Origin of the sequence: Glutamicibacter sp. AOP5-A2-18 (genome assembly GCF_052446055.1) — a bacterium.
Taxonomy (GTDB): Bacteria; Actinomycetota; Actinomycetes; order Actinomycetales; family Micrococcaceae; genus Glutamicibacter.
Window position 1 is genome coordinate 642,337 of record NZ_JBQSVW010000001.1, and the last position, 18,845, is coordinate 661,181.

Annotated in this window: 14 protein-coding genes and 1 pseudogene; 8 read left to right on the forward strand and 7 right to left on the reverse strand. The window is 55.1% G+C overall.

Translation table 11 applies throughout. The annotated features are described in order from the left end of the window. The first annotated feature begins 17 nt into the window (after nucleotides 1-17). Nucleotides 18-1,307: a polysaccharide deacetylase gene (locus tag ACT3RW_RS03125; protein WP_444612779.1), complete on the forward strand. Its 1,290-nt coding sequence runs from the start codon at nucleotides 18-20 to the stop codon at nucleotides 1,305-1,307. Here the strand turns inward: ACT3RW_RS03125 and ACT3RW_RS03130 are convergent. Then, nucleotides 1,294-4,749 (reverse strand): TM0106 family RecB-like putative nuclease, encoded by a 3,456-nt coding sequence (locus ACT3RW_RS03130; RefSeq protein ID WP_444612780.1) that lies wholly within the window; start codon nucleotides 4,747-4,749, stop codon nucleotides 1,294-1,296. The genes ACT3RW_RS03125 and ACT3RW_RS03130 overlap by 14 nt on opposite strands. 118 nt (nucleotides 4,750-4,867) lie before the next feature. Next, the gene (locus ACT3RW_RS03135) at nucleotides 4,868-5,179 is read right to left on the reverse strand and encodes a hypothetical protein (protein WP_131090287.1); all 312 of its coding nucleotides are present in this window, start codon (nucleotides 5,177-5,179) and stop codon (nucleotides 4,868-4,870) included. Nucleotides 5,180-5,337: 158 nt separating this feature from the next. On the opposite strand from ACT3RW_RS03135, the gene ACT3RW_RS03140 reads away from it, so the two are divergent. Beyond that, nucleotides 5,338-6,057 carry a M50 family metallopeptidase gene (locus ACT3RW_RS03140; RefSeq protein WP_444612781.1) on the forward strand — a complete coding sequence of 240 codons (720 nt, stop codon included), beginning with the start codon at nucleotides 5,338-5,340 and terminating at the stop codon, nucleotides 6,055-6,057. Here the strand turns inward: ACT3RW_RS03140 and ACT3RW_RS03145 are convergent. Then, a complete protein-coding gene (locus ACT3RW_RS03145) occupies nucleotides 6,043-7,200 on the reverse strand; it encodes a YihY/virulence factor BrkB family protein (RefSeq protein WP_444612782.1) in 1,158 nt (385 codons plus the stop codon). The genes ACT3RW_RS03140 and ACT3RW_RS03145 overlap by 15 nt on opposite strands. A 674-nt stretch (nucleotides 7,201-7,874) precedes the next feature. Between ACT3RW_RS03145 and ACT3RW_RS03150 the strand changes: the two genes are divergently transcribed. Further along, nucleotides 7,875-8,633, forward strand: a complete 759-nt coding sequence (locus tag ACT3RW_RS03150; protein WP_444612783.1) for a transglycosylase family protein — start codon at nucleotides 7,875-7,877, stop codon at nucleotides 8,631-8,633. Between the two features lie 183 nt (nucleotides 8,634-8,816). Beyond that, nucleotides 8,817-10,133, forward strand: a complete 1,317-nt coding sequence (locus ACT3RW_RS03155; protein ID WP_444612784.1) for a CoA transferase — start codon at nucleotides 8,817-8,819, stop codon at nucleotides 10,131-10,133. Here ACT3RW_RS03155 and ACT3RW_RS03160 read toward each other — a convergent pair. Both ACT3RW_RS03160 and kynA read right to left on the reverse strand, forming a co-directional pair. Next, nucleotides 10,130-10,969, reverse strand: a complete 840-nt coding sequence (locus tag ACT3RW_RS03160; RefSeq protein WP_444612785.1) for a PaaX family transcriptional regulator — start codon at nucleotides 10,967-10,969, stop codon at nucleotides 10,130-10,132. The genes ACT3RW_RS03155 and ACT3RW_RS03160 overlap by 4 nt on opposite strands. Next, nucleotides 10,959-11,825, reverse strand: a complete 867-nt coding sequence (gene kynA, locus ACT3RW_RS03165; RefSeq protein ID WP_444612786.1) for a tryptophan 2,3-dioxygenase — start codon at nucleotides 11,823-11,825, stop codon at nucleotides 10,959-10,961. The genes ACT3RW_RS03160 and kynA overlap by 11 nt, the downstream gene beginning before the upstream one ends. A 148-nt stretch (nucleotides 11,826-11,973) precedes the next feature. Here kynA and ACT3RW_RS03170 point away from each other — a divergent pair, with 148 nt between their 5' ends. The 4 genes from ACT3RW_RS03170 to ACT3RW_RS03185 all read left to right on the forward strand — a co-directional run bounded on the left by ACT3RW_RS03170 (nucleotide 11,974) and on the right by ACT3RW_RS03185 (nucleotide 15,768). Next, the gene (locus ACT3RW_RS03170; protein WP_444612787.1) at nucleotides 11,974-12,660 is read left to right on the forward strand and encodes a CE1759 family FMN reductase; all 687 of its coding nucleotides are present in this window, start codon (nucleotides 11,974-11,976) and stop codon (nucleotides 12,658-12,660) included. A 133-nt stretch (nucleotides 12,661-12,793) separates the two neighbouring features. Next, nucleotides 12,794-13,579, forward strand: a complete 786-nt coding sequence (gene hpaH, locus ACT3RW_RS03175) for a 2-oxo-hept-4-ene-1,7-dioate hydratase (RefSeq protein WP_444612788.1) — start codon at nucleotides 12,794-12,796, stop codon at nucleotides 13,577-13,579. Continuing rightward, nucleotides 13,564-14,373 carry an aldolase/citrate lyase family protein gene (locus ACT3RW_RS03180; RefSeq protein ID WP_131090278.1) on the forward strand — a complete coding sequence of 270 codons (810 nt, stop codon included), beginning with the start codon at nucleotides 13,564-13,566 and terminating at the stop codon, nucleotides 14,371-14,373. Before hpaH ends, ACT3RW_RS03180 begins: the two co-directional genes overlap by 16 nt. 66 nt (nucleotides 14,374-14,439) lie before the next feature. Beyond that, nucleotides 14,440-15,768 (forward strand): cell division protein PerM, encoded by a 1,329-nt coding sequence (locus tag ACT3RW_RS03185; protein ID WP_242632585.1) that lies wholly within the window; start codon nucleotides 14,440-14,442, stop codon nucleotides 15,766-15,768. 81 nt (nucleotides 15,769-15,849) lie between these two features. On the opposite strand, the gene ACT3RW_RS03190 is transcribed toward ACT3RW_RS03185, so the two are convergent. Next, nucleotides 15,850-17,358 (reverse strand): glycoside hydrolase family 32 protein, encoded by a 1,509-nt coding sequence (locus ACT3RW_RS03190; protein ID WP_444612789.1) that lies wholly within the window; start codon nucleotides 17,356-17,358, stop codon nucleotides 15,850-15,852. 99 nt (nucleotides 17,359-17,457) lie between these two features. After that, nucleotides 17,458-18,816, reverse strand: a pseudogene (locus tag ACT3RW_RS03195) (ABC transporter substrate-binding protein); the annotation flags it as partial. Between the last annotated feature and the right edge of the window lie 29 nt (nucleotides 18,817-18,845).

Here is an 18,845-nt window from a genome sequence, read left to right on the forward strand (position 1 = left end):
CGCGGAGGTGGCGTTCAATGAAGTTCTTGCGAGTAGCAATATCCATCAGCCTGGTCATGGCTCTGGCCGCGTGCAGTGACCAAAGCGACCAACAATCAGCCTCACAAGATGCGGCCGCCAGTGGACAAGCGCAGTCAGAAGATCAACGCGTTAATAGCGTCAAAGCGGAGATCAATAGGCTTGCCGACGGCTACGACTATGACGCGGCGATAAAACTCGCCAAGGATTCTGACAGCGATGAGCTCAAATCAATGGCCCGGGGGCTAGAAGAAGAAAAAGCTCAAACCACCGCGTGGGAACATCCGGATCAAATCCCACACCTTTTCTTCCACTCACTAATAGTTGATACCGACCGTGCCTTTGATAAGGAAAGCAGTTCGGCTGGGTACGAGGACTATATGGTGACCCAGAAAGAGTTCACCCAGATCCTCAACGAGGTCTACAAGAATGACTTTGTCCTAGTTAATCCGCAGAACTTCGCGTCGCTTAATGACCAGAAGAAGATGGAATATCGACAGATCATGCTGCCCAAGGGCAAAAAGCCTCTGGTGCTATCTGTCGATGATCTCAGCTACTACGAATACATGGAAGGCGATGGATTCGCCAGCAAGCTCATCATTGATGATCAGGGCAAGGTCCGCAACGAATATGTGGACGCGGCAGGAAAGAAGCACACCGGCGCCTATGACGTCACCACCATGGTTGACGACTTCATCCAAGAACATCCGGATTTCACCTACCGCGGCGCCCGCGGGATCGTGGCAATGACGGGCTACAACGGTGAGTTTGGCTACCGCACCTCTGCAAGCCAATATCCGGAGAACAAGAATCTGGCACAGGACCAGAAAGATGCAACGACCATTGCTACAGCGATGAAAAACACCGGGTGGGTTTTTGCTTCACATTCGTGGGGCCATATCCAGACCGGTTCGGTGAGCATGGGACGCTTGCAGCGCGACACCAAGCTCTGGAAAGAAGAAGTTGAACCAATCGTCGGCCACACAGACCAGTTCATCTACCCCTACGGAGCCGATCTTGCGCACACCAACATCTATTCAGGGGCACGGTACGAGTACCTGAAGGACCAAGGATTTAACTACTTCTACGGTGTAGACGGGACCACTGAATCTTGGATGCAACAAGTCGGGGGATACCAGCGACAGATGCGTATCAACGTTGACGGTCTTCAATTTGCGAAGGAAAAAGCCGGAGACCGGCCGGTGCTCTCCTCCTTCTTTGACGTAGACAAGGTGATCGATCCAGCGAGAAAAGCGCTGGACCGACCAACATCGTCTACAAAGCCATAAAGGCTCCCAACTGCGATAAAGCAGCAGGGGAAGAGGGCAGATAATCGGTGAGGCGCTCGCTACGCACGATGACCGCTTTCCACTGGCCTCGCGAAATCGCCACATTGATCCTGTTGCGGTTGAGCAAGAAATCGATGCCACGGGACGCATCATCGGCACTGGAACAAGCCATGGTCATCAAAACCACCGGAGCCTCTTGCCCCTGGAACTTATCCACCGTGCCAACTTTGACTGCTTCGAAGCCCTGGGCTGCTAATTCTTCACGGACTAGATTCACCTGAGCGTTGTATGCAGCAACCACAAGAATGTCGGCGGGTTCCAAAGCGCGAGCAGGCTTACCCGGTCCCGGGGTCCACGGCAGCCCAAGATGTTCTCGAACCAGTTGGATGACCGCTTCGGCTTCTTGCCCCGAACTGACAGTATTGCCTCGGTGTTCCACCAAACGGGTGCTGACCCCGGCCGGTGTACCGTCCAATACTCGTAGTCCAGCAGCATCAGCGGAGAACAGCTGGTTGTCGTAGCTCAAGGCTGAGACCTTGGCACACAAAGCTGGGTGCATTCGCCACGAGGCGGCAAGGAAATACCCTAGCTCCGTAGGCAACACGGGCGCACCTGCCGAGAGCCAACCTAATGCTGACTCATCTACCGGCTGCGGATGGGAGCCCTGCGTAACCTGCGGCAGCTGCTGCGGGTCACCGAGCAACAACAAGTTACGGGCAGCCCGGGAAACCGCCAAGGTATTGGCCAGCGAGAACTGTCCGGCCTCATCAATGACCAATAGGTCCAAAGATCCCGCGGGCACCTTGGCACCGGTTAATGTCCAAGCAGTTCCGCCGATTAGCGCACCGTCGGCAGAGCTCAACGCTTCCGCGACAGAATCCTTAGAAGTTCCTGCCCAAGGTACCGGGTCCTTGTGTTTGACCTCCTTGGCCACCACCTGCGGATCAACGCCGGCTTCAACAGCCTTACGAAGCACATTTTCTACTACGGCGTGGGACTGAGCGACAACGCCGATTTTCCACCCATCATCGATCAGTTCACGGATCACATGGGAGGCGACGAAAGTTTTGCCGGTTCCTGGAGGACCCTGAACGGCAAGATAAGAATTATCAAGATCTTTGATCGTTTCAACCACAGCCGAGTAAATCTGGGGATGGCCATCCACTAAAACAGGTTGCGCCGGCGCATCCAGAGTCTTTAGCCGCGGTGCAATGCGACGCAAAATATCGATGCCCGGTTGCTCCGGAAGTGTAGGGACGGTGGCCCCGACCTTTTGCGCAATTTCATTCAGCGCATCATCGATGCTCTTGGTCATCAATGGCTTGTCCGGCGTGAGTGCTACCGGGAAAGAACCATAGGGCGCAATCTTTGCCGTGGATTTTTCCGAGACAATAATCCAGCCTTCGCCCACCTGAACCACGGAGGTATTAAAAGCGCCGCCACGCAACGATTCATCAACTTCCATACCTTCAGGAAGCGGAGCTGCAAACATCGCAAAAACCGAGGATCCGGGGGAGAACAACGATCCTTCGGCGAGGGTGCCGGTAAGTTTCGTGATGCGGGTCAGCGTGCGGGCCCGTTCGGTGGCCTTATGCCAGTCCTCAATGACCTGCGCAGAATCTACAGAAAAGACCCCTCGAACATCGCTCCATTCATCAAGTGGCGCGGAGAGCCTATCGAAGTGCTCCCACCAGTACTGCTTTTTCTCCCGGCGGTTGTAACCGGTAGCTGCGGCAACCATGGCAATGGCACGGTCATCTTCACTCAGCGGCTGCCCTTGGGGTAGGGCTGCGAGGTAATCCTGTAGTCGTAGCACTTCGGCAGTCGGTTCGTAGGCGTTGTCGGATTCATCTGGCAACGGCATCTGCCCAAGTGACTGCGGGTGGTGTTCTTCTAGGGTGAGCAACCAGTCGCGTAGTCGCAACGTTGATAGGCAGTCATACTCGTTGTAATCAGCGATGGAATCCAGCACAGAGTTGGCGGTAGCCGTGTCGTTGGCGGTTCGCGCCTGCATGTACTGCGCGTAAGCGACCACCGAGGCGCCGGCGTCGGTGACATCGCCACCACGAAGATGCGTACCCATATATAAGGGTTCAAGCTTCTTGATGGAGTACGAGCGTGTGGAAACCACCAGCGAGTTGCGCACGGTTTCATAGAGGTCCACGAGCAAGTTTTCGCGCAACCACGTATCAACTTCTTCTTCACCAGCGATGTGCACCTGCGACAGTTTGCGAAGGGCACTCTTTTCGTAGGCCGCATAATGGTAGATCTTCATTTGCGGGAAGCGTTGGCGACGTTCTTGAACGTAGCTGATGAAGTCTAGGAACGCTTGCCGCTCCTCTGCCCGGCTATGCGCCCAAAATGGTCTAAATACCGGTTCGCCACTGTCATGTTCAACAACGCCGAACAGGTATTCCAAGCCCCACGAACCATCGCTGGGTTCCTGATATAGCGGGTCTCCCTCAAAATCAAAGAAGATATCGCCTGGATTAGGCGCCGGCAACTCAGAGATTGTTTGGGTGGACTTAACTCGGAAGCTGACACCCTGCACTTGACCATCAATTCGGCCAAGTCCCAGTTGCATCTGTGCTTGGTCAACGATTCGGGCCAGCGAAGTTCCTGGCTGGGTCTCAACGGCAGCCAATTCTTCGATGGTGAAAATCTTGCGCTGACGAAGCTTTTCGCGTTGCACCATGGACATGCCAGCAACCAACAATACGTCGCGCGTTGCCTGTATCTGCTCAGCGCAGTAGTCGCACCGGCCACAGATACGAATTTCGTCAGAGTTCCAAGACACCGGTTCGGTCGCCAAAAGATGCTCGTTGATCATCATTAGGAAGCGTGCGCGTTGCGCCCGGAAGACCGGGAGCACTTCATCCACGCGATGCACCGAGTGTGTGCCGTCTCCGAGAACTAGGGTGGTTTTAGTTGATACGGAAATGCCCTCGGCGATCATTTGATCTGCGTAGGAGGCCACCTGTAGCAGTGCGCTAACGCGAGCATGGCGAGCGAGCTTGGTGTCCCATACGGCCCATGAACCATCGGCTTGGCGGACCAAGAAGTCGGCGAATCCGATGAAGGAACCATCAAAGAAGGTGGCCTGGAAGATGACATCGGCGCCGCTGCGAAGCACCGCCAAGGTTTGTGCATGAGCTTGGCGCAACCCTGCGGGGCTCATCTGCGGACGGTCGTTGAACTGCTTAACGCCGGTGCCTTTAACAGGGTCGTACTCTCCGTAGGTATCGATCAGTTCTGCGAGGACGTTGTGTTCGTGCACGTCTCCAAGAATCGCGGTGCGTTCTAGCATTTCGTCGCGGACTTCTTCCGCGGCTGGCCGGCGGCCGAGCTTAACGTCGAGCTTAAAGAGTGACTGAAAATTGCAGTCAACAGAAACTGCAAGGTCACTGGCGGAGAAGATGAATTGATCTTCTAAAAAGAACACGGGGCCGGCGCCTTTCGCTGACTGATACCTACCTAGTCAACGTAGCACCGGACCCCGACAGAATCGATGTTCTGTAACGCCGCCTAAGCCGATGATTTCATCAGCCTTGTGAGCCAGATTAGTCCTCGGACTTTTTGGCTCCGCCGATCAGCAACGAGAGCAGCGCAACCCCTGCTGTGACGCTGTTTACTGCTGGCCATGCGCCGATCTTCTTAGCTAGCGGGTGGGATGCACCAAAGCCACCGACGTAGGCACTGATCAATGCCACGGCTTTGGCGGTTCCTGCATCCTTTTTCCAGATCATAAATGAGCCGACGCCAGCAGCGCCGAGTACAACCGCTGCCAGTGGGCGCTTCTTGGTCGCACGACCTGTGGCGTATCCACCAGCTAAACCGGTGATGGCCAGGGCAGTTGAAGCTAAGCGAGACATGAATTTCCTCCAGATATTTTGCACAAGATCTCGCTATGCAGATTATGCCTAACACCTGTGATGTTTCCTAGAACGCGAGCTGTTGCTGGGTCGAAGAGGTCAAGAGCTATGCGGGCTTGTAAGAATGGATGGGATCGTGTGGCAACTGAGGAGATTGAATGAACGTGGACATTGCTGATGCTTGGCATCGTTTGGTGCAGCCAGTAGAAGTTGAGCTAAACCTGTGGCAATGGCTATTGGTCCTCGCACTGGTACTGGTCGCGGTGATTCCTAAACCGGTATGGCGAGTTACCGGTTTATATTCAACGCTTGTGCACGAACTTGGCCATATTGTCTCCGCGTTATTCACCGGAAGATATGTCACCGGGTTGCGTCTGGGGTGGGACCACTCCGGTGAAGTGGTCAGCCGCGGGCGTGGCAAACTATCGGTGATCATCTCAGGAGTATTTGGATACCCCGCACCACTGTGGGTTTCGGCCATCATGTTCTGGGCAGTTTCCAGCGGGTATGCAGGTCGGGGCCTGGGGATTTACGCGCTGTTTTTCCTTCTGGCGCTTATTTTTGTGCGCAACTGGCCCGCCTTTGTGGTGTGTGCCGTCAGTGCGCTGGTGGCCCTGGGCGTAGTGTTTTTCGCGCCGGCAGAGACCTATATTTATCTGTCGCTTTTGATCGCAGGTTTTTTGCTGATCGCCGGACTGCGCGACTTCGTCAAGCTGCTCTCTGTCCACACCGTTAGGCGCCACGACATTGCGCAGTCCGACGCTTACCTCATTGCTCGGTCAACCCACACTTTTGCAGGCCTTTGGCTCCTGATCATTATGATCTTAGGGGCCGGCGCCTTGTTGTGGTCTGCGCACAGCCTCTTAACGCTGTTCTAAATCCTTGCGCGCTTGCTTCTGACGCAAGACCTTTGTTGTGCGTGCGCGCGAAGCCACCCAGGCAGCTACCGCAACCGCGCCCATTGGCAACAACTTCGTCTTTCGCTTGGCAGCACGTTGTGGGTCAACCTCCATATCTAGAAGCGGGTCACCGCCGTGCTTGATGCGAATTTCTTGCGCTTGAACGAGATCTTTGTAGTTGGCCAGTTCTTGCTTTGCGACCAGGGTGTCATCGCGTAACGGCAGTAATACTTCCTCGGCCGCAGGCAAACCAGTACGTAGCTGACGCAGACGCATAAATTCGATGTCCACCAGTGCGCCCAAGAGCAAAGCGATATTGCTGATCCAGCAGGCGAGGACCAAAATGATCACACCACCAATGGCGCCGTAGGTGGCGGAGTAGCTTGCAAACTGCGACAGGTAGATGCCGAAGCCAACAAGTGATAATCCAAGAATGACCAATGCCGTCAAGGTGCCGGCCGAGAACCAACGGAATTTTGGTCGCTTCACGTTGGGTGTGAAGTAATACAGCAAGGCCAACACCAGTAGAACCATCACCAGCATGACCGGTGGTTTGGCGATGTTCAGCATCAGTACAAAGCCGTCGCCTAGGCCAAAGACGTTTCCGATACCTCGTGCGACGCTACCGGAGGTAACAAGCAGCACCAGCGTGACTACTGCGACCAGCATGATCAGTAAAGTGATGAGGAACATCTGTGGGCGACGTTTCCACTGTGGGCGTCCTTCTGGGACTCCGTAAAGCCGGTTTAGGCTACGCCCGAAAGCAGTTACGTAGCCTGAGGTACTCCATAGGGCACCGAGAGAACCAGCAAGAATGACCCAAAACGTCCCGCTAGCTTGAGAAGCGAGGCCGTTGAGCAGCTGCTCTGCGGTGTCCAATAGCTGCTGGGAATCACCGCTGGCCTTGTGTCCGTTGGGTGCCAGGCCTTGTTCCAAGATCTCCATGATCCATTTGGTTCCGCTTTCGCTGGCGCCAGCAAGGGAAAGCAAAGAAACCAACGCCAGCAGGCCTGGGAACATCGCCAAGACCATAAAGTACGAAAGGGAGGCGGCAACGTCTAGGCCGTCGCTTCGGAAAAATTCGCGCAATGCGCGCGGGAAGCAGGAGAAAGACTCTTTCATGCGCTCTTTGGTGAATTTACCCTGGCTTGGCATTGGGTCCCCTGTCCGACAAACGAATTAGATGCTGTGATGATCTGGTTTCGCACATCACACTACCTAAGTGCTACACCGGCGACTAGGAGATTTGTTTCCGCGCCGTGTCCTTTTGGCACTCTCCGGGTGTTGCCGGGGGCGTTGTTGGAACGAATCTGGCTAATCTTGGCACCCGCGACATGCCCTGTGGAAAGCGTGATTCTGGGCTGCAACATTTGGTAGTCCGTGCACGCGAAAGTAGCGACTTCAATCGTGTGGTTTGGTAGCGAAACACCCTCAAAAAGCAAGTGAAATCCATATCACACAAACTTGTTTGAAATCTACTTCGTCTTTGTAACAATCTTGTACGCTCACAAGGACTTTAAGGCTTAAATTTTGGTCAAAATTTATTTTTTGGGGAAGATCGTGACCTGTGATTTCGCGGAATCTGAGCGTTTCCTGAGTTGCGCAGGGGGTGGGGGTCCGGGTTAGGGTCTTTATAACGTTTCGATAACACTCGCTGTGTTATGGGGAAACAGGTACTGCCGGGACTTCCAGATCGCTCACCAGGGCAGTATTTCATACAACGTCGAAATGCGACGCTGAGCGATGCACGAAGATGGTCTTGGAAGACCTGAGCGCGGGAAGAGCACTGGAGAATCATGATCCAGCAGAAGACTAAGAAATTGATCCGTCGCGGTGGAGCCTCGTTGGCAGCTGTCGCAGTAGCCGGTGGCGCTATCGTAGCCACCACCGCACCAGCTAACGCTGCTGGCGCAGGTACCTGGGACAAGCTCGCACAGTGCGAGTCCGGCGGAAACTGGTCCATCAACACCGGCAACGGCTACTACGGTGGACTGCAGTTCACTTTGCAGACCTGGAAGGCATTCGGCGGTTCGGGCATGCCTAACAACGCTTCGAAGGCTGAGCAGATCCGCGTTGCTACCAAGGTACAGGCAGCACAGGGCTGGGGCGCATGGCCAGCATGTACCGCAAAGCTGGGCATCAGCGGATCGGCACCGAGTGCACCAAGCACCTCGACCGAGACCAAGTCGACCACCTCGACTGAGACCAAGAAGTCGTACGCGGCTCCTAAGAAGTCGACCACCTCGACCGAGACCAAGAAGTCGTACGAGGCTCCTAAGAAGACCTACGTGGCTCCAAAGGTTGCTGAGACCAAGCAGGCTGCTCCAAGCACCTCAGGCAAGCACGCCGCTCCAGTTGCCAAGGCTCCTAGCTTCAACATCGATGTCACCGACTCGGGTAAGAACTACACCATCAAGTCCGGAGACACCCTGAACAAGATTGCTAACCAGCTCGGTGTTTCCGACTGGCGCGGTCTGTTCGTTCTAAATGACGATCAGCTCACCGACCCTAACGTAATCCTGGTTGGTCAGACTCTGAACGTTCCAGCGAACTAATTTTTCGCTAGACCACTAGTTAGGTCCACGACGTGTCAATTAACATGTCGTGGACCTTTCTTGCGTTAATTCGGATGTTGGTAGACGGCCAACTGTGCGCGCTACTCTGAGCCCATGCCGATTACAGCAGCAGGAGGGGCTTCGTCCCAGAAGATTCTGAGCAGTGGTTTTGAACAATCTCAAATGCTCACTGTCTCAGAGCCAGCGCACATCACCGGGCCGCTCTCATGGTGGCACGGCCCGCTAGACGTCGAACGCCTCGCCCTAGGTTCTGTTTCACTGTTTGTTAATGCAATCAATGCCATGGACGCTCAGCTACTAGGTGGCGCCTACGGACGGGCTGAAATTCTGGCGAGCCAAGTTGCTGCGGCTTTTGGTTCTATGGCACACCTACGTATTGCTGGCGAGAAGACTCAGGGATTTGCGCAGCACTCAGGGTTCTATCGATGCGCAGATGGCTGGATTAGAACTCATGCAAATTATCCGCACCATGAACAACGCCTGCTACGAGCAGTAGGGGCAGGGGCAGATACAACGCTTCAAGCGGCGTTGCTCCACCACACCGCATTCCAAGCGCAAGAACTCATCGTTGGTTCCGGCGGAGTAGCTGCAAAGGTACAGACTAGAAAGCAATGGCTTGAATCTGTCTCCGGCAAGGCAGCTCAAGAAGGACACTGGGCCCAATTCACCCACCATCAAGGCACGGGGCAACAAAGCTGGACACCAGATCCTCAGGGCAATGGCCCCTTGTCGGGTCTACGCGTACTGGACCTTACTCGCGTAATCGCCGGTCCCACCGCAACTCGCACTCTGGCCGCTTTTGGCGCGCAGGTGCTTCGAATAGACGGCCCATTGCTTCCAGAACTGAGCGCGCAACACATCGATACCGGGTTTGGTAAGCGCAACACCGTACTAGACATATCTTCCTCGGCGGGTAAAGCGCGGATGAATCAGTTGCTTGAGCAGGCAGACGTATTGATTTGCGGATATCGTTCAGGGTCGTTGAGTCGGCTGGGCTTCGGAACTGAAGCTTTGCAACTGAAATACCCCAACCTGATTATCGCTGAATTGAATGCATGGGGTCACGACGGTCCGTGGATGGGCCGTCGCGGGTTCGACAGCATCGTGCAAGCCGCCTGCGGCATTGCTGATATCTATCAGAGTGAAGATGGGAGCCCTGGAGCGTTGCCGGTTCAGGCTTTGGATCACGCCACCGGCTATGGTCTGGCCGCAGCGATGGTCAGCCTGGTTCAGGCCCGGGCTCAAACGCGAAGGGTGGGAAGCGTTCGATTCTCCCTGGCGCGAACCGCAGAAGCGCTCTGTGCCTTCGGCCCGCCGCTTGATTCCGTCCAGGAAGTGGATCCGCCGTTGCTTGGTCGCAGGCCCAGCGCGTATGGAATTCTGGACTACGCGCTGACACCGTTCACAGTAAACGGTGAGCCATTAGACTTCCGGGCTGCTCCGCCGGCCTATGGCCAGGATCAGCCCATTTGGCTCTAGCGGCTTAGGGTTGAGCTGGCGAATTGACCAGCGGTATCTCTGAAAGCTTGCGACAACGTCAAGAATCGGTCCCTGCTGGCAAGGCCAGGCCACTGGGCCGGCAACATGTAAGCGGGGAGCCCTGGATCTAGGTAGGGCAGTTTGCGCCATGCATCCACCATCACTACGTAACCGCGGTAGGCAGTAGCGGGGTCTTGCGCCTTCGGGTCAAGATCAGTAGTGCTGTCCAAGAAGTCTTCATGCAATGAGCCCAGACGCGCTAAATCCCACCATTGCTGCGCTGAATGCTGTGCGCTGATGGGGAAGTGGGGCTGGCTGGTAGTAAATAGCGTTGCTTGTTGGCGGGCATCGAGTGCAATGAGCACAGCGGTGACTTCTTCGCGCAAATACTCGGGGAATATCCATAGGCCCGCCGATACAAGACCGCCACCGAGCTGTTGGAAATGCTTGCGAATCTGATGACGCAAAGAACGCATGGTCTCAGGCAGTGAATAGGTGACCAGGCACCATTGATCGGTTTCTGACATTTGACGAGGAGTGAATATCCTCCGAATGCCGCGTTCAAACATTGCCTGGGCTGAGTCCGGGACGCGGAGCATCGAAGCTGCGGAGCTTTCCAGTACCTGCTTATCGATCAGGCGGGAGATGGCTGTCTGAGCCGACGGCGCGGAAATGCCAGCGGCAAGGGCTAGCTCCAGCAGCACATTTCGCGAAACGAGATCTGAGTTCTCTCGGAGGTACAACCCAGTAATGGTGCGAACGATAGATGTTGCGCTGCCGGAGCGAGCCTCGAAGTCATCAAGACTGAATGCTGTCAGTGCCGAGTTAGTTGCCAATTTCTGTACGCACCGCAAACAGTTCAGGGAAGAATGTCAGATCCAACGCGCGCTTGAGGAAATCGACACCAGAGGAACCACCGGTTCCGCGCTTGAAGCCGATGGTTCGTTGAACTACGCGTAGGTGACGGTAGCGCCATGCTTGGAAGTTATCTTCAACGTCTACGAGATCTTCACAAGCCTGGTAGAGGCTCCATGGGGTTTCTTCGGATTCATAGATTAGCTTGAACACCGGGATGAGGGCTTCTTGGTAGGTCCACGGCTTGGTGAAGTCACGCGAAAGAATATCTTCGGGGATGTTGTAGCCACGACGTGCCAACGCAGCAAGGAATACGTCGTAGAGTCCTGGCTCTTGGAGCAACGTGGAGAGAAGTTCATGTGCCTTGGGATCCGACTCGTGAACTTTGAGCATGCCTTCATGCTTGTTACCAAGAATGAATTCCACTGCTCGGTATTGGAAGGACTGGAAGCCCGAGGACGAGCCGAGGAATCCTCGGAACTGTGCGTATTCGCGCGGAGTCAACGTGGCAAGTACGGACCACTGTTCAGTCAGGGTTTTTTGGATGTGCTTGACGCGAGCTAGGCACTTCAAGGCCTTGCCGATGTCGTCCTGACCTAGCAATCGGCGAGCTTCAACAAGCTCGTGCAGCATGAGCTTAAGCCACAGTTCGCTGGTTTGGTGCTGAATGATGAACAGCATCTCGTCGTGGTGCTCCGGGACGCTCACGGGCTGTTGTGCCGAGAGTACTTGCTCCAAGTTCAGGTAGCTGCCGTAAGACATGGTGTTCTTGAAGTCGGTGCGTACACCTTCTTCAATGTCGCGCTGGTTCTCAGTCTGTGGCTTATCGCTACTCATGCACTCATCTTATCAATATTTTTACGAGCGTCACAAGAATGAAAATGTGCCATTTGTGGGTCATTGAAGATTTTGGAACCGAGGGAATAGCGGGCCGAGGTAACTTGTTGAAGCATGCATACGCATATAAATTTGAAAGGTAGAACTCATGAGCAAATCAGTTGTAGTGATCAGTGGCGGCCTAGGCTCTCCTTCAAGCTCCTCACTATTAGGACGCCAGATTGGTGACAGCATCGTTGTGAAACTAGCGGCAGCTGGCACCCAAGTAGATCTAAACAATATTGAGTTGCGCGAGCATGCTGGCGACATCACCAACAACATGCTCACCGGCTTCGCAGCACCTCAACTGCAACGCGTCATTGACGCGGTAGTCAACGCCGATGTCCTGGTGGCGGTCACTCCGGTATTTACGGCATCCATTTCGGGACTGTTTAAGTCCTTCCTGGACATTCTTGATCCCAAGGCGCTCAACGGAAAGACCGTAGTGCTTGCGGCCACCGCCGGAACCCAGCGTCATCAGCTGGCCATCGATTACGCAATGCGCCCTATCTTTGCCTACCTGCGAACCAACATCATGCCGACCACAGTCTTCGCCGCTTCTGAAGATTTTGGTGGTCAAGGAATCGCAGGAACGCTGACTGAACGCGCTCGCCGAGTGGCCCAAGAGGTCCTGATATCACTGAGCCTCGCTGATGGTGAGCTCAAGGCAGATCAAGATTTGGGCGATACTAGATCAATCGCACCCTCAGTCAGTGAATTTGCGGACCCCAACGATGATATGACCTCGCTGCCATTTGAAACGCTGCTGGCAAATGTGCGAGCAACTGGCAGATAGCAAAAGACGAAATGTTAGTACGATGTGCCATGCGCCCAGAAGCTCGGTACGATCAAGAAATGTGAGCCACCTCATCGAGGTAGAAATAGGCGGCTCACCTTGATTGGAACTGACGTGAAAGGTGTAGCCGCAGATGCTATCCGAGGAAACAATCACGGCCATCGCCGATGAGCTGGTTCAGGCCGGTCGCACGCGCACGCCTGTAGCCCGTTTAACCGCACGCTACCCGGAGATGACCGTGGAAGATTCGTACCGCGTGCAGAACCTGTGGCGCCAACGCAGCGAAGCCGCCGGTCAGACCTTAGTCGGGCGCAAAATCGGCCTGACTTCACGCGCCATGCAAATGGCCACCGGGATCACCGAGCCAGACTACGGAATCATCTTCGACGACATGGTTCATGATTCCGGCGCAGTCTTCAACTTCTCCGACTTCACCGGTGCCCGCGTTGAAATGGAGCTTGCCTTTAAGCTCAAGAAAGATATCGAAGGTCCACGGGCCAATATCTTCGATGTACTGAACGCCACTGAATACGTCATCCCAGCGCTTGAAATCCTTGACGCCCGCGTAGAGATGGAAGGGCGCACCATCGTCGACACCATCAGCGATAACGCCGCGATGGGTGCGATGGTCATCGGAGGCAACCCGGTCAAGCCAGATGCGATAGATCTGCGCTGGGTTTCGGGCATCCTGTTCAAAAACCAGACCGTGGAAGAGACCGGCGTCGCCGCAGGCGTGCTCAACCACCCAGCTGCTGGCGTGTACTGGCTGGCCAACAAGATTGCTGCCCACGGCGATAAGCTCAAAGCCGGTGAACTAATTCTTGCCGGTTCCTTCACCCGGCCCATGTGGGTCGAGGCGAACGACACCGTATTTGCAGATTATGGACCGCTAGGAACTGTGACATGCCATTTTCAGTAGAACCAGATCCGTCGCTCAAAGATGCGCTTAGGGATGCAGACCATAGCCTGGCCGGCATTTGGGTTTGCTCCGCTTCGCCACTGATTGCCGAAATCTGTGCCGGTGCCGGATTCGACTGGCTCTTCATTGACGGTGAACATTCACCGAATGACCTACAAAGCATTTTGGCTCAGCTCCAAGCGGTACGCAGCTATCCGGTGGTCCCAGTAGTTCGTCCCGCGGTCAATGACCCTGTAGTCATCAAACAATTCTTGGATCTTGGAGTGCAGTCACTGATCATCCCGATGGTCAATGACGCGCAGCAAGCTGCCGCAGCGGTAGCGGCCTGCCAGTATCCGCCCAAGGGTGTACGCGGAGTTGGCTCAGCGCTGGCGCGCTCGGCACGCTGGAACAGGATCCCCGACTACCTGACTCGCGCTGATGACACGATCACGATCATGGTGCAGATCGAAGCCGAACAAGCTGTGGCCAACGTGGAAGAAATTCTGGCGACCGACGGCGTAGACGGCATCTTTATTGGCCCGTCTGACCTGGCCGCATCGATGGGCGTCATCGGGCAGCAGAACCACCCAGAGGTGGTGGATGCAGTGATCAAGTCCATCAACGCAGCCAAAGCGGCCGGCAAATATGCCGGCGTTAATGCCTTTGACCAGAAAACCGCGCGGACCTACATGGAAGCAGGCGCAGACTTTGTCGGTGTTGGCGCTGACGTAGCTTTGCTCGCCCGTGCCACCGAAGCACTGGCGGCAAGTTTCAGCAACGACACAAAAGCAGCGGCACCAAAGAGTTATTAGTAACGCGGTTGTTGGCAAGCGCTCAGGGGCAGGATGCGCGTCGATCTGCGTGAGGCGAGCCTATTGGTGGCAACATTGAGAATGATGAGCCGCGAAAAGAAACCCATGAAGGCAGTGATGTTGCGTCTGCGCAACGGCTGGCCAATGCCCCTTGCGTTGCAGGGCGTTTTTGAGATCCTGCAGTCCGTTGTATTTTGCATAGCCCTGATCATGTTGCCACTGATCGCCGTGTACTTCAGCGGCGGCTTCTTGGAAGACTCCTTTAACGTCATTTTGCAGTTTGCTGGATTCATCTGGCTGATGATCCACGGTGTGCCAATTGAAGTTTTGAACCTAGGCACAGGCGAGGATCCTAGCTCCGTTTCCGGATGGCTGACGCTGATTCCTTTGGGCCTGTCGTTACTTCCCTTTGCCTTCTGCCTGCGCGCAGGTCGACGCATCGCGCGTGCTTCCTACACCGATCAGCTCTGGCAAGGGCTGCTCGGAGCATTTGCCGCTTATGGCGCCATCGGCGCGGTGGTGGGACTGCTCGTTAATAACAGTTACGCGCGGGTGAATCTCTTTGCCGCTATTTTCATCCCGCTGATCATTGCGACCCTGGGGTTGATTATCGGAGCGCGCCGCGAGGCCGGTTCGTGGGCTCGACTATTTGGCGTGGACATTGCCGCCTATATTCAGCGTCTGTCTCCGCACCGCCGCTGGGCTGGTTCCTATGTATGGCATGTTGTTGTGGCCGGGTTCCTTGGCTACGTAGCGGCCGTGGGGATTAGCGGGTTGCTGCTGACTATCAACATGGGTCTGCACTGGACCGAAGTTGCCAACGTGTATCAGGAATTGCGTCCAGGGCCCATCGGCTCGGCAGCTTTGACCTTGGTGCAATTGGCGTTGATTCCTAATGCGTCATTCTGGGTCCTATCGTGGGTCAGCGGTGGCGGATTCACCCTGGGCTCCGGAAGCACATTATCCAGCTTGGAAACCACGGTGGGGCCGCTGCCATCGATCCCTATGCTGGCATCTATCCCATCGGGTGACGCCTCGAACCATTGGCTGTTCATGCTGATTCCGGTTGCTGCAGGTATTCTTGCTGGCTGGTATTTCTTGCGTGGGGGAGAGAACCACTTAGAAGATTGGTTCGCCCGTCGCATCCCGTTCAACATGCTCGCACTGGGCGCTTCCACGGCTTGCTTGTCGGTCTTTACCGGAGTGGTTGCCGGTGTGCTGAGCCTGTTCGGTTCATGGCTGGCATCCGGTTCCTTGGCCATCGGACGCCTGACAGATCTCGGCCCGAATCCGTGGTTGACTGCTGGCGCTTTGGCCTTGCAGATCGGCATCGGTACGGCGATCGGGTATCTCATTGCCCCACTGTTTGAAACCGACCCGGTACTAGAGGGTTAAAGCTAGATACACCAAAGGCTGACGGAAAATTTCCGTCAGCCTTTTGTGTACCCAGATGCAGAACCATCCGCTGTCGCTGAATCAGTCGAAGCGAACAACATCTACATTGCTGAACTGCGCACTACCGCCTGCTGCGTAGAGGGAAAGATCAATACTCTCAGGGGACGGGAAAATCAGATCCGTGATCGTCACTGACCCACCTTGAGCAAAGATCTCCACCGAGCAATGATCAACAAAGATCGTCAATTCGTAGGATCCGTTAACCGGAAGAATAGGTGCCTTATCCAGCGAAGCGAAAGACTCGTGGAAATCGCTTTCGCCTGAGTTGCGGCGATCAACAAAGAGCGCAGATTGCTCAAGGTTCACACCGATGCGCGTACCCTCAGCCTGTCCACCGCGAACAACTAAACCGACCTCATTGGCAGTTCCCGGTGTCACCGAGAGCTCAATACGCTGCACCGCGCCGCGGGCCTGGTCTAGTACTCGAACTTCGTTATCCAGCTGTACCGAATCGAGGCTGAAGTTTTGAGTTGAGCCCAGTTCGTTTTTCGGATCAAAGGCTGGCTTCTGCACCAAGCGCGGCGCACCATCGATGGTCTGAAGCGTTACTTCTCGGGCCAACGACATGGGGCTGCGCCATGGTGAGGTAGGAATCTGATTCGCATACTCCCAGTTGTTCATCCAAGAGATCATCAGACGACGCCCATCAGGAACGTCCCCGAAGGAAACGGCTGCGTAGTAGTCGCGGCCCCAGTCCAACCATTGATAGTCGTTCAGACGCTCGTTGTCGGAGCGTCCTTCGGTCACGGTGGACTCGGAGGTGAAGGTTGTGCCGTCAAACTGCCCGACAAAGTATTGTCCTGCCGAACCATTGTTGGGGCCGCCAGGATTCAAGTTAACAACCAGAACCCACTTAGATCCGTTGACTCCGCCGTCTACCGGTAGTTCAAACAGATCCGGGCATTCCCAGACTCCGCTAGTCGCGTTGGCAGGACCGAAGGTGCTCAAGTATTGCCAGTCCAAGAGGTTTTCGGACTTATACAGAACTACTTGGTGATCCTGTGCTTCAACGGTGACCATAACCCAGTAGCTGGTCTCCGCTGAGCTGTAGCGGAAGACCTTAGGATCACGGAATTCGGGGGAGTTGCGATCAATCACCGGATTCCCGGAGTGCTTGCTCCAGCTATAACCGCCGTCAAGGCTATAAGCGACGGACTGTGCTTGGATGCCGTGACGAGCGTTGCCTGGCTTGTAAGCGCTGGTGTAAAAAGCGATCAGTGGAGCGCGCTCGGACGTACCAAAACCGCTGGTGTTCTCTTTATCAAAGACAATGCTGCCGGAGAAGATATCTTCATTTTCATCACAGGCGATGGCTACCGGATGGTGTGTCCAGGAGAGCAGATCTGGTGAGGTGGCATGTCCCCAGGACATATTTCCCCAGACGTTTCCGAAAGGGTTGTTCTGGTAGTACAGGTGGTAGAGACCATCGTGGTAAATCAGCCCATTGGGATCATTGACCCAGGTATCTTGCGCTGAGAAGTGTAGCGACGGGCGGTACTTTTCGGCCGTTGAGGCGGTCGAAGCAGTCATGGGAAACAAGCTCAATTCTGTGCTGGTTTGATTAGTTCTAGAGCAAGGGCCGGACGGAAATTTTCAGGTTCCGTCCGGCCCTAGCTTGTGCGTGGTGAATTAGGAGTTGGACTTGTAACGGTCCAGCGCGGTTTGGTAGACCTCTACCATGCGATCAACGCCAACACTCTGAAGCTGTGCGACGTACTCGTCCCACTCGTCTTCGATGCCGCCGGTGACAATCCACTTGGCGACCTTCTGCTCAACCAATGAAGCAGCATCGGTTTCAACGGTGCTGATTTCCTGCAGCTCATCGTTGGACAGTGGGACCGCAGGGTAACCCTCGTTGCCAGCGAATGGCTTGTAGAACTCGTTAACAACCTTCTGACGTTCGGCAGCGCGTGGCTCCGGAGCGACAACAGTCTTGAAGTTCTCGGCGGTGTTAGCCTTTGGACCGCTTGGTGCGACCTTCTGGCGGCGTTCGCCTTCGCTTTCGCCTTCCTTGACTGGAATCTGGGTGAGCAGACCAGTCTTTTCATCCTTCTTCAACGTCTCGCCGATTGGTCCCCAGTTAGCCTGAGCGGATTCAACCGGATCGTAAAGGTGGTCGGCCCAACGAATGGTAGCTGCTGGGTACTTGTTGACGTTGGTGATGGCGAAGGCGCCACGGGCGATTTCCTGGTTGTTGGACTGGCTGGCGATACGCTGGCCGTCAACACCTTCCAGAACTGGAACAATTGCGTAGTCCTTGGCACGGTCAGCGCCAACCATTTCTGGGGTCTCCCACCAAACGAACGAGCCGAGGTTTTCCTTGGCAGCCTTACCCTTGGCTAGGTAAGCCTTGTCGTCCTGCGAGAACGACTCTGGGTCGATCAGACCTTCCTTGTACCAGGTGTGCAGAGTCTGGATGGCCTTCTTGTAACCCTCTTGGGTAGGGGTGTAGATGACCTTTCCGTCCTGAACAATGCGGTGATCTGCATTGTCTGGGATGCCGCCGAGGGCAGCGATCAGGTCAACGATATCGGCACACCACGAGCCTGGCATGAAGCTCAGCGGAATGGTCTTGCCGGTGCCCGAAGCATCCTTTTCCTTGAAAGCCTTGAGCGCATCGTGGAATTCATCCACGGTCTTAGGCATCGGGATATCCAGCTTTTTTAGCCATGCGGTGTTGACGATCAGCTGGTTAGGGAACTGAACCAAGCCGAGCTCTTCAATGGAAGGCAGTGAGTAGATGTGACCATCTGAGGAAGTGATCGCGGCCTTGATATCAGGACGCTCGTTGAGCAGCTTGGAAAGATTTGGTGCGTTCTTTTCGATCAGACCTTCAAGCGGGATCAGGGTGCCGCTGGTTGCGTAAGTCGCAATTTCAGAGTCGGTCAGTCCCGAGTTGAAGAATGCATCTGGCAGATCGCCACCAGCAAGAATCAGGTTCTTCTTTTCCTGGAATACGGTCTCTGGAAGGTTTTCCCAGTTGATGTGAACGTTAGTGGCTCTTAAAACTTAAGCGT